Origin of the sequence: Sphingobacterium prati (assembly GCF_013167215.1) — a bacterium.
GTDB lineage: Bacteria > Bacteroidota > Bacteroidia > Sphingobacteriales > Sphingobacteriaceae > Sphingobacterium > Sphingobacterium prati.
In genome coordinates, this window is sequence record NZ_JABJWY010000033.1 from 105,366 (window position 1) to 117,457 (window position 12,092).

The following is a 12,092-nucleotide window of genomic DNA, read 5'->3' on the forward strand; positions in this document are numbered from 1 at the left end:
CTATGACCTACTCCATCATCATTCCCCACAAAAATTCGGCTGACTTGCTGCACAGGCTATTGAAGTCAATACCCAAGCGCGAAGATCTGGAAATCATCGTTGTTGATGACGCCAGCCAAGCAAGCGAAAAGGAAAAATTGCAGGAACTGCAAAAGTCCTACAACTTTAAGTTACACCTTAATAGCATCGGGAAAGGTGCCGGAGCCAGCCGTAATATCGGCCTGGAGATGGCACGAGGCACCTATGTTCTCTTTGCAGATTCAGATGACTACTTTACCCATGCACTTGCCCATGAGCTCGACCGTATTCCAGCCTATAATAAAGATTTAATATGTTACAAAGTAAATTCTGTCGATTCACAAAGCTATCAAACAAGCCATCGGCATCATTTTTTCAATGAGCTGGTCACCAATTTTCAACAGCGGGGCAAGATGGATGTACGCTACAAATATTCAGTACCCTGGGGCAAAGTCTATCGGCGCAGTTTTATAGAACAACATCGGATCCGATTTGCTGAGGTCATCGCAGGAAATGACATGTGGTTTTCTTGCCTATGCGGTGTCCTATGCAGCTCCTTCACCGTCAAAGAAGAAATCCTCTATACCGTAACCGTCCGAGAAGGTAGCATTGTCAATACCGTAAATCCAGACTATTTCAAATCCCGCTTTGATGAGACCATCCGGGTCAATGATTTACTAAGAAGCTACCACTTGTCCGGTTATCAATACTCTGTTTTGTACTTCGTATCCAATGCCCATAAGTTCGGGCTAAAAGCCTACGTTGCCAAGCAGTTACTCGCACATAGAAGCAATATCCTCATCGGTTTAGAAAAAATATTTAAATACAAACAGGTTTTGGTCGATCGAGAAAACAGAAGAATTAAATAAGCGAATTTATACCATGTTATTAGACAATAAAAATATAAAACAACTTGACGGGATTAGAGGAATATCCATTCTCATTGTATATTTATCCCATATCGGATTGGGGCACTTAATTCCAGGGGGATTTGGGGTCACGGTCTTCTTTTTCATCAGCGGATTTCTCATTGCCAAACTTCTTCTTCATGAAATTCAGACAACCCATACCATCAATTTTGTCAATTTTTATATCCGGAGAGCATTCCGGCTCTACCCGGCCCTATTATTCTTTACCCTCGCAGCAGTTATCATACTATTGATTCACCGGGTGCCACTCATTACTGCGCAGCTTGGAGCAGCCCTATTCTATTTTGAAAATTACTTTTATGTTTATTTTATCAACTATCAGCAAGAACATCCCCTTTGGAGCACATTTAAAATTTTATGGTCGCTATCCATTGAAGAGCATTATTACCTCTTTTATCCCCTCATGCTTTTCTGGACCTACAAGCATAGCGCGGCCCATATCCTACTCTGTACATTCTTATTGATTATCCCTTTACTATTCCGTTTCTATTATGTCATCCAATTAAAAGATCCAGCGATCTATGAAAAATACAATTATTCATTGACCCACACCCGTATAGATTCCATTCTATATGGATCCCTACTGGCTTATTTACTGTATATGAGCAAGCACAAAGAGCGGATTTATAGTATACTGAGAAGTAATCTTATTTTTTTTATTTCCCTTATAGGACTCCTACTTACCTTCCTATGGCGTGATGACGCGTTCAGAGAAACCCTAAGGTATACGATTCAAGGAATATGCTTGGCCCCCTTGATTGTCCATATTGTCTACGCGACACAGCATAAGATCTATGCTAGTCTTTTTGCCAACCCTATTCTGGTCTATATTGGCAAGTTGAGCTATTCCATCTATTTATTTCATTGGCTAGCCATTCCCCTATCGACCTTGTACTTTGCAAAATACGGGCTGCAATGGCAATTGTCTGTAACGATATTCACACTTGTATTTTCCCTCTTTTCTTACTATAAAGTAGAAATGCCATTTGTAAAACTCCGCAAAAAATTTGGTTCCAACGTTTAAGCAATGCATATGAAAACACAACCTATCTTCAATATAAAGATGCTCGATATTCAGCTTCCACAACTCTTGGCACAAATGGATAGTGGCGTTCTGATTACCCCTAATGTAGACCATTTAATGAAACTACAGAAGGACCATGAATTCTATCAGATTTATAATCAGGCCGAATGGATCATTTGCGACAGCAATATTGTACAACTAGGCTTACGCCTATTAGGAAGGTCTGTGCAACAAGTCATTCCAGGATCCACCTTGTTTCCCATGTATTATCATTATCACAAAGAGCATGAAGACATTAGCCTATTCCTACTGGGGGCCGCACCAGGGATAGCCCATAAGGCCGCAGCTAATATCAACCAAAAGGCAGGCCGTCATATGGTGGTAGGAGCACATTCTCCCAGTTTTGGTTTTGAAAAAAATGAAGCAGAATGTCAAGAAATCATTGCGCTGATCAATCAATCCGGAGCGAGCGTCCTGGTGGTTGGCGTTGGCGCCCCTAAACAAGAAAAATGGATATATAAATACAAAAGCCAACTTCCAGGCATCAAACTATTTATGGCCCTGGGTGCCACGATAGATTTTGAAGCGGGCACACTAAAAAGAGCGCCACTTTGGATTCAGCGCCTAGGATTAGAATGGCTATACCGTCTTGTGAAAGAACCAAGACGCTTATGGAAACGGTACATCCTCGACGATATGCCCTTCTTTTATTTAATCCTAAAAGAAAAGCTTCGAAGGTACCGCAATCCTTTTGCAGCACCTGCAAGCGAACTCGTTGATTCACCTAAACCCTAATATGATGCGAAAAGACTATGTTATACAATTCAGGCGATACTTTGCACAATCGACAAGATGGATCTGGCTGTATGCCTTACTGTTAATCCTCCTGCAGATTAGCTATCCGGGATTACACATCCACGCCCAGCAGGATAGTACTGGCAATACCCATTTTTTTCTGGAAGTCAATGCCGGATATATCAATGATCAGGGCGTACCCTTATGGATGCGTGCCAACCAGTACGGATCCATCCCACTTGAAGGGGCCTCTTCAAGTGTTATTGGACGCGTCTTTAAAAATTATGCTAACCCAAAGCCGGGGCAGCGTCCACGTTCCTTTGATTGGGGTTATGCCCTGGAAGGAAGGGCCAATTTGGGCAAAAAAGTCAATGGCGATCTGATTGAAGCCCATGTCAAGCTCAAATATCATGCGGCCGAATTCCGTCTAGGTCGTAGTAAGGAACTCATGGGATTAAACGGCGACAGCCTGCTCAGCTCCGGAAATTTCGCTGTTTCGGGTAATGCACTCGGTGTTCCGAAGGCGGAGATCAGTATCCCAGATTATTATCGTCTTCCTTGGTTTGGCGGAATATTCGCATTTAAAGGTAATTTTGCCCTAGGATATATGGGCAAATCGGAGATGAATCCCAGTGCATTTCTAGTACCCACTAAGGATTATGAACTGGAAACCTATCTCCTTCAAAAATCATTTTATCTCCGTTTTGGTAAACCCAGCTGGAAATTGAATTTGATAGGCGGATTTAACCATCAGGCCCAATTTGGAGGCGAAAAGAAACGTTATGGCGAAGCCTTTGACCTCAATTTATTTCAAACCCTGACCTATGTTTCCCTCGGGAAGGCCTTTGGAGGCAAAGGCAGTCCCGTACTCCGCTCAAAAATGGGAAATCACCAAGGATCGATAGACCTTGGAGTCTCCTATGATTTTGGGAATATAAATCTCTTGGTCTATCGGCAAAATTTTTATGATGTAGGTGCCCTCTCCAAACTGGCCAATATAAAAGATGGTCTCAACGGCATTACGCTCAGCAATAAGGCATTTCACCACAAATCAGGTAAAGCCTTTGATTGGCAGAGCCTATTATTCGAGTTTTTTTATTCCAAAGATCAGGCGGGTTATCCCTGGTCTAAGCCTACCCAGTCTGGCGATGAAGACTATTATAACAATTCAGAATATCTGGAGGGCTGGTCCTATAAGGGGCTAGGAATGGGCAGCCCACTAATTGCCACAGCACAATCCGTGAGGCCTGGCCAGGCCCATTATCCCAAAGATTTCTTTATTAGTAATAGGGTGGTTGCCGGACACTTCGGGTCAAGGTTCAGCATCTATCAGTGGTATATACTGAGTAAGCTAACCTTTGCAAGGCACTATGGGACATTTGCCACCAGTGAATTCGGAAAATCAACGGGGTCTCATTTTCATACCCCCTATAAAGATTCCTTTACACCCGTCAATCAATTTTCCTTCCTGCTCCGCGCCGAACGAGAATTCTTGCACAAAACCCGCATCGGCGCCACCTTCGCGACCGATCAGGGCAAGTTGTTCTATAGTGGGTCAGGTCTATTACTACATGTAAACCGATATTTTTAACTATAAAATCAAAAGAAATGAAAATTGGAATTACATTCTCTGCCTTTGACCTTCTGCATGCAGGTCATATCAAAATGCTGGAAGATGCAAAAAAACACTGTGATTATTTAATCTGTGGCCTACAGACCGACCCGACTTTAGATAGACCAGAAAAAAACAAACCTACGCAGTCTATCGTCGAACGTTATATTCAGCTTAAAGGCTGCAAATATGTTGACCAGATTGTTCCCTATGCCACCGAGCAAGATCTCGAAGACGTCTTGCGTTCCTTTAACATTGATGTCCGGATTTTAGGTGATGAATATCGGGAGAAAAATTTTACAGGTCGGCCCTATTGCGAAGAGAAGGGTATTATCCTCTATTATAACAGCCGCGACCATCGCTTTTCAAGCTCCTCATTAAGGCGTTTAGTGGCCGAGAAAGAGTGGGCTAGTCCGACCATCCAAGACAACGAAGCCAGTGCATAGAGTGCATTGGTCATACCCGCCAACAATAAGGAACTAATCACCTTTAGACCATAATAGATCAAAACATGAAACCGAGCTTGCGAGCTCTCATCAGCCATTAAAAAAAGATAATTAGATGAAAATTGGAATAACCTTTGGAGTTTTCGATCTCCTACATGCTGGACACATTATGATGTTAGAAGAAGCTAAAGTCCACTGTGACTACCTCATTGTCGGTCTCAATACCGATCCGGGCGAGATCAATCCAACAAAAAATAAGCCGAGTCAGACCATTGTTGAACGCTATATCCAGTTAGAAGGCTGCCGATATGTGGACGAAATTATTCCCTACGAGACAGAGCAGGATTTGATTGATATGCTCCTGGCCTTACCTATCCAGGTCCGTATCATTGGGGAAGAATACCGCGATTGTGATTTTACAGGAAGACAACTTTGTATTCAGAAAGACATCAATATCTACTACAACAAACGTACCCATCGCTTTTCCAGCCATGGTCTACGGCAGGTCGTAGCCGAAAAAGAATCCTTTAAAAACAGTAAAGCAATGATTTAACATCCTACATTTTTAACGATAAATTATGAATAAGATCAAACATGTCATCCTAAGTGGTGGCGTTGGCAGCCGCCTATGGCCATTATCGCGCAAAAATCAGCCTAAACAATATTTAAATCTGTTTAAAGAAGGTTCCCTTTTTGGAATGACCATCAAACGCAATCAATTCCTGACCGATAGCCTATTGGTCGTTGGCAACAAAGACAATTATAAGTTGAGTGAAGAGACCTTAGACAGCATGCAGGTGGCCCATCAGCAGATTATCGAAGCCTACCCACGCAATACCGCAGCAGCCATTGCCTTTGCGGCCCTAGCCTCTGATCCAAGCGATATCCTTTTAGTGACACCTTCCGATCATTTAATTATCGGCGACGAAGCGTATGCCGAGGCGATCACTGCCGGAATCGACAAAGCACGCTCAGGTTACCTGGTTACCTTCGGCATTCAGGCCACCAAGCCAGAGACCGGCTATGGATATATCGAATACGAAGACGATCAGGTACGCTCTTTTCGCGAAAAACCAAATCAGGATACAGCAGAATCATTTTTGGAACGCGGCAATTTCCTTTGGAACTCCGGGATGTTTTGCTTTCGAGCGGATACCTTATTGGAAGAATTAAAACTACATGCTCCCAATGTCTATTCCGCCGCCTTAAAAACATGGAAATCCAGTTCTGAAGGCTGGCTTGATGGAGCACTTTCCAAAGAAATACCCTCCATCAGTATCGATTACGCCGTGATGGAACGATCCACAAAAATCAGGGTTGTAAAGACCGCGTTTGAATGGTCAGATTTAGGCTCTTTCGAGTCCTTATATGACTATTTGGTTGATGTTGGTCATCCCGTGGACGAATTTGGCAACATGTCCATTGGAACAACGCAATATACTGCGTTCGTTGGGCTCAAAGATACCATACTCGTCTCCACAGCGGATGCTTTGCTGATGGTTCAAAAAGAAAAATCACAAGACGTGAAACATATCTATAATATATTAGAAAGACACCAGAGCAAATTAATTGAATAACAGCGCTACTCAACGATATATATTCATTTTGCCGAGCTCATCCGCCAACAAAATCGGATGCGTTTTGAGCATTTCTAAAAAATCGCCTTGTTGCGGATCACCTGCATAAGTAACATAATAATTCTTAGCAGTATTGGCCCAAAAAATAAAGGCGATTATATCCTTATTAAAATAATGGACACATCTTTCCGTAAAATAATGGGCATCGCTATAATTTTTCAGACCACCTTCAGCAATGAAGCAACCCTTCTTTAACTGTTTCGAACAATGGACAAGTACATCCATTGATTTGTCAAGATTCTGCCGAAAAGCAGTCGTACTGTAGCGCGGGGAATCATAAAAATCTAGCGATAGCAAATCGATATAGGTATCACCCGGGTAGCGCTCCATAAAATCAGCTTCCGAAAAAACCTTATCGGTATTGTATACCCATAATAGATGATCTACCTTTTTCTCTTTCGTCAGGTAGTCATGCGTGAGTTGGTAGAGTTCGATATACTCTTTGGCCGAACAAGCCTTTTTGCCCCACCAAAACCAGCCCCCGTTACATTCGTGGAATGGCCGGAATAAAACAGGAATTAAGTTGCCGTTCTCGTCCTGCAGCTGTCCGAAAAAATCAGCCAACATCGCTAGCCAGGACAGATAAGTCTTCTTTACGGCTGGGTTAGTAAGGATCTGAGTCACTGTATTTCCCAAATCTTTGATTTTTCCTTTGGCATTTCGATTTTTTTGGTCATACACCTTATCGATGGGATTGCGCGTATGCCAAGACAAGCAGATGGGTAAGCCTATTTTCCGGCAGTATTTGATTGCATCGATAAGATGAGCGACGCGGCCTTCTAGCCATACAGCACCATTATTCAGTTCCATCCAGCCTAGATCATAACTAACCATCCCCGGAAACTGACCACATACATCTTTAATATCCGAATTTCCAATATTTGTAATACCCTTCCGCCCCAGCGTATTGGTACTTTGATGCCCCAATAGCACCTGTTCACTTTGCCCAATTTTATTAAGCTGAAAGAGCAAATTCCGTGTCTGATGAGTGATATACGGATTAGATGGGGCAAGACTTTTATGCGCATGTTCAGGTGTAATGTGTGTAATTTGGCTTGAGTACGTATCCATGTAGAACAAATAAAAGATTGATTTATATTAATTTACGCTAAAAATCCGAAAAATAAAAGCAATTAGTAGAAAACAGATAATTGCTTCGTTTATGATGGCATCTTTTTTGAACAGCAGTATCAAAATGTACTATTTTATGCAAAAAAAACAATTACTAAAATTTCTTCCTTTGCTCACTACTGCTTTACTGAGTATACAGTGTGCGCATCTTAAGAACAACATTACTGGGATGGAAACAAAACATGCCGATTCAAGTCTTTACGTTACATTAGACGGAAGTCAGCGTTATCAGATCGATCAGCCCATTATGATCGAATTTAAAGTGACCAATTCAAACCCAGATACCTTATCCTTTTGCCAATACGACACACCGTTTGAAAATATGGTCAGCAAATTTCTTCAGGTTGAAAACGGTAAGGGAGAAGAAGTCAAGTATATGGGCCCTATGGCGCGACGTGTCATGCCACCTCCAGCGGAAACCTATCATAAAATAGCGCCCGGCGGAAGTAAGACGATCACATTTGATCTTAAAAAGGGATATCCAATAGCCAAAGCCGGCAAATATACCATCCATTATATTGGAGACACCATCAATGGGCTGATCAGTAAAAAAGGACTGTCCATTACCGTTATGGATGGCAAGTAAAATTTAAGCATAGGACAAACCAACTATTCTCTATTTCTAAGGAGGATAGCTACGCTCTGATCATGAGAATTGTTAGTTACGGTGTGCGAAGAGCTGAACAATCCGCTTCGCGGTAGAAATAACAGAAAGGATCCCGAACATTAAGCGAGGGATCCTTTTCTATTATTTTCGTCGTCGGTCATTCACCCTCGTATTGGTCATTCGTCCCTGAAACTGGAACTTTTATCCCTGAAAATAGACCTTTCGTCCCTAAAGAAACCCATTCTGCTACCATAGTACAATACCATAAATCGCTATAGCCGTAATAGGAACTTTGTAGCGATCCCATATGCTGTAGAAACTGAAAACAGCCTTAATGTGATCATGACCAATTTAGATATTAGTTTGCCTATTTAATGCTAGCTTCTCCTCGCTATAATGGACGATCTGAAGATAAAAACAAAGCAGCAATTCATTTGTTTATAAACAGTTACACAAGACAAAGTGAACTTTGCCACCTCTTCAAAGGGTGTAAGCAAAAGATAAGACTGAGCCATATAAACTATTATTCTTTTCACTTAACATATATATGTATGGAAAATTTATCAATGATTTACAAGGGAGCCCACTCAGACACGCTTTACAGCTCCTTTTTTGATGGGTCTGCCTGGCATGGAGACACAAAAATCGAAGACCAGCCCGGCAATATCAGCCCGGAATCCAATTACAATCCCGGAGCCGCTGTACTCAACAACTGGCTATATATTATCTACAAAGGCGCCCATTCGAATACCTTATATTCCAGTTGGTACGATGGAAAAAAGTGGAACGGAAACAAAAAAATCAGCGATCAGCTCGGAAAGATTTCTCCTGAATCGAATTATTGCCCCAACGCAGTCGTCTACAAGGGGGCACTCTTTATCGTCTATAAAGGAGCCAGTTCGAATGAACTATATTCTGCCTGGTTTGACGGCACCACTTGGTTCGGCAATAAAAAGATTAGTAGTCAGAAAGGAAATATCAGTCCTGAATCCAACTACAATCCCGGAATGGTCGTTTTCGACGACAAATTGTATATCATTTATAAATCAGCTAACTCAAATGACCTTTATACGGCCTATTATCAGGACGGCTCCTGGTTTGGAAATACCAAGATCAAGGATCAGCCAGGAGGCATATCTCCTCAATCCGATGACAATCCTGGAGTCGCCGTATTTAATAATCGCATGTATATCGTCTTTAAAGGAGCAAATTCCGATACCCTTTACACCGCATTTTATGATGGTACAACCTGGCAGGGGAACCAAAAGATCAGTGATCAGCCAGGTAATATCTCACCCGAATCGAATTACTGTCCCAATGCAGCCGTGTATAACAATAGATTGTATATCGTCTATAAAGGAGCACATTCAGACAATATCTACACAGCAGCATTTGACGGCAACAGCTGGTCAGGGAACACAAAAATAGCCGATCAAGCCGGAGATATCAGTCCCGAATCCAACTATACCCCATCACTCAGCATGTCTACGGTCACCCCCAACTATCAGTCCGATTGGATGCAAAGTTTACCAGATTCAATTTTAGTTTCAGAGATCAATATGCCAGGATCCCACGATGCGGCCGCCATCAATACATCGACATCCACGCCCTACGCCTGTCATAATCAATCTATTTCCGATCAGTTGTTCTATGGCATCAGACTATTAGACGTCCGCATTGAGGTTTTGAAAGATGGAGACTCCTATACCTTCATGACCTGCCATAGCGCCAAATTATCATCAACCGGATTGAACACCTACCAATCCTTAATTTCTTTATTGGATGAATGCCGCACATTTTTAAGCATAAATTCGAAGGAGGTCATTGTGATGTCGGTCAAAATCGATGACTGGCATGGAACGGAAGGGGACGAAAATAAAATGGCGGCAAAAGAGTCGCTTGCCGATCTTCTGGAGACCTATCCCATTTATTATAGCGAAAATATCCCAGCTCTCGGACAGGTACGTGGAAAGATATTCTTATATTCAAGGATCAGTAATCTGCGCGTGGGCGTTCCTCTACACATACCCGACAACACATCCGGTGAATATGTCAAAGACGATAAAAAGCGCTCCTATCCGGTGTTTGTACAGGACAAGTATGAAGATCTCTCCCTATTTTTTCCAGAAAAAGAAAAATTGGAACTCGTTATCAAGGCATTTTCCAAGAAAAAAGAGGAAATGGTTGTCTGGAATTTTGCAAGTGCCACGCAAAAAATCATTTTTGGCGTCTATATCATGCCCGGCTTGTTAAGCTTCTTTGGTGCTCAGGAAGCCAGTAATCGACCACAAAAATTCGGCTGGGTACTATTTGACTACCCATTCAATGCTTACCTAACCACTACCTATCAGGCCATGACAATTGTTTCCCTGATCATCGACTCCAACTTCGAATATTCGACATATCCCGAGAAATTCAAGGTGCTCTATTTTTAGCCACTCAGGACATTCCTTTCGCATAAAGCCTCCCGCTAATTGAGGAGGCTTTTATGCCTTTTTATTTTAAATCCACGTAAAGTCAATACAACGTTTATACAGATCTAAAATACTTTCAAATTAGGTTAATAAAAAAGGTAACTCCCCGTACATCGCCCGATGATAGGGGAGTTTTTTTATATTAAAGGGCCTATTGACTTAAAAGCTAATTGTAATAGGAATAGACTTGAATGTACTCATGTTAAAAGTTGTATTTTTATATAAAATAACAAGATTGTACTGACCAGATTGCCACTGTCTGTCGCCAGCAATTTGACTACCCAAGCCATCTTTCTCCGCACCGATTATAATATCGTCCCCACTGAGGGTTCCATCGACCAACTTATACGTATTGACTTTAGATGCTGGCCCCAAATCCTTATGCTCCACCTTAGAGATAATGATGGCCTTTGTAAAGTCAAGTTTATCTATGGTTTCAGGAAAATAATTCAGTGTCCGTTTGATCAATGCTGTATATAGGATACCATCACCTTGTATCTGCTTAATCTGTGCCCGGGCTGTAAACTTATCCCCTTTTTTGAAAAGTAAGGGGTTTTCGACATAGGTATTCATATAATAGATCATCTCGTCATTTCGGGAGAAAATATCACGATCTACGATAGGATCGACAGGCATATTAGCCGCATCAAAGATCTGAAAATCTTCTTTCAGCTCCAGCTTCGATCCGTTTGCATCATTTACAATGAAGAAAAAATCAAATTTACCCTCGGGTGCTTCCAATGGAATGGTAAAATGCTTATGTACATTGGCATTTTTTAGTCCTTTAAACTCATTCCATGCAATTTCCATTTTCCATGATGAGGTATAGGTCTCCCCAGCCTTTGGTAAAATCTTGACTTGAACAGATTCGATTTTGTCTCCAGCAAGGAGATCCGCATTAAAATGGAAATCCCGTCCTCTGATTGCCTGCTTATTATTTGCATAACCGATTTCTACATTTTCAGCCTTCGGCTGACTAATCTCGGACACTTCCCCATCCTTTTTGCAGGATATAAATAGCCCTGCTGTGAACATAAATGCCAAGATAATTTTTATTGGTCTGATCATAGGGTATAGTTTTTATTAAATGCAATATGGTTGCAAATATAATAAACATATAATCAAAAGCAATACAGTTGCATTAATGTCAATCAATCCGGTACCTTAACTTTGATTGGAAGTATCCAAACATTATCACAAAAAAGCGGACGACCTTACTACTATCCGCTATTTCTTATCACAAGAAAACACTCTCTATTCATAATAGATAACTCCCCTTCACATCGGCCGATGATAAGGGAGTGTTGACTGCCCCCGCTGAACCTCAAGTTTCGGATTTGTGCAGAGCCTATCTAAAGAATACTTGTTGATGTCTTTGTGTTAAACAGGCGAATAAGATACATCCATTAATCCAGAACA

The 12,092-nt window shown here is 41.7% G+C and carries 11 protein-coding genes; 9 read left to right on the top strand and 2 right to left on the bottom strand.

What is annotated here, in order from left to right; genetic code table 11:
* Positions 1-2 precede the first annotated feature (2 nt).
* The 7 genes from HPC41_RS10055 to HPC41_RS10085 all read left to right on the top strand — a co-directional run bounded on the left by HPC41_RS10055 (position 3) and on the right by HPC41_RS10085 (position 6,401).
* Positions 3-887: a glycosyltransferase family 2 protein gene (locus HPC41_RS10055; RefSeq protein ID WP_172393892.1), complete on the top strand. Its 885-nt coding sequence runs from the start codon at positions 3-5 to the stop codon at positions 885-887.
* Positions 888-900: 13 nt separating this feature from the next.
* A complete protein-coding gene (locus tag HPC41_RS10060) occupies positions 901-1,971 on the top strand; it encodes an acyltransferase family protein (protein WP_172393893.1) in 1,071 nt (356 codons plus the stop codon).
* Positions 1,972-1,980: 9 nt separating this feature from the next.
* The gene (locus HPC41_RS10065) at positions 1,981-2,766 is read left to right on the top strand and encodes a WecB/TagA/CpsF family glycosyltransferase (protein WP_172393894.1); all 786 of its coding nucleotides are present in this window, start codon (positions 1,981-1,983) and stop codon (positions 2,764-2,766) included.
* A 1-nt stretch (position 2,767) separates the two neighbouring features.
* A complete protein-coding gene (locus HPC41_RS10070) occupies positions 2,768-4,357 on the top strand; it encodes a capsule assembly Wzi family protein (RefSeq protein WP_246250567.1) in 1,590 nt (529 codons plus the stop codon).
* A gap of 17 nt (positions 4,358-4,374) precedes the next feature.
* Entirely contained in the window at positions 4,375-4,824 is a 450-nt protein-coding gene (locus HPC41_RS10075) for an adenylyltransferase/cytidyltransferase family protein (RefSeq protein ID WP_172393895.1), read from the top strand.
* A gap of 115 nt (positions 4,825-4,939) precedes the next feature.
* The gene (locus HPC41_RS10080) at positions 4,940-5,377 is read left to right on the top strand and encodes an adenylyltransferase/cytidyltransferase family protein (protein ID WP_172393896.1); all 438 of its coding nucleotides are present in this window, start codon (positions 4,940-4,942) and stop codon (positions 5,375-5,377) included.
* A 25-nt stretch (positions 5,378-5,402) separates the two neighbouring features.
* Complete coding sequence (locus HPC41_RS10085; protein WP_172393897.1) at positions 5,403-6,401, top strand: mannose-1-phosphate guanylyltransferase; 999 nt, start codon at positions 5,403-5,405, stop codon at positions 6,399-6,401.
* Positions 6,402-6,410: 9 nt separating this feature from the next.
* On the opposite strand, the gene HPC41_RS10090 is transcribed toward HPC41_RS10085, so the two are convergent.
* Positions 6,411-7,532, bottom strand: a complete 1,122-nt coding sequence (locus tag HPC41_RS10090; RefSeq protein WP_172393898.1) for a glycoside hydrolase family 26 protein — start codon at positions 7,530-7,532, stop codon at positions 6,411-6,413.
* A 136-nt stretch (positions 7,533-7,668) separates the two neighbouring features.
* Here HPC41_RS10090 and HPC41_RS10095 point away from each other — a divergent pair, with 136 nt between their 5' ends.
* A complete protein-coding gene (locus HPC41_RS10095) occupies positions 7,669-8,178 on the top strand; it encodes a hypothetical protein (RefSeq protein WP_172393899.1) in 510 nt (169 codons plus the stop codon).
* Positions 8,179-8,750: 572 nt separating this feature from the next.
* A complete protein-coding gene (locus HPC41_RS10100; RefSeq protein WP_172393900.1) occupies positions 8,751-10,634 on the top strand; it encodes a phosphatidylinositol-specific phospholipase C domain-containing protein in 1,884 nt (627 codons plus the stop codon).
* Between the two features lie 198 nt (positions 10,635-10,832).
* On the opposite strand, the gene HPC41_RS10105 is transcribed toward HPC41_RS10100, so the two are convergent.
* Positions 10,833-11,741: a DUF4625 domain-containing protein gene (locus HPC41_RS10105; protein ID WP_172393901.1), complete on the bottom strand. Its 909-nt coding sequence runs from the start codon at positions 11,739-11,741 to the stop codon at positions 10,833-10,835.
* Positions 11,742-12,092: the final 351 nt, after the last annotated feature.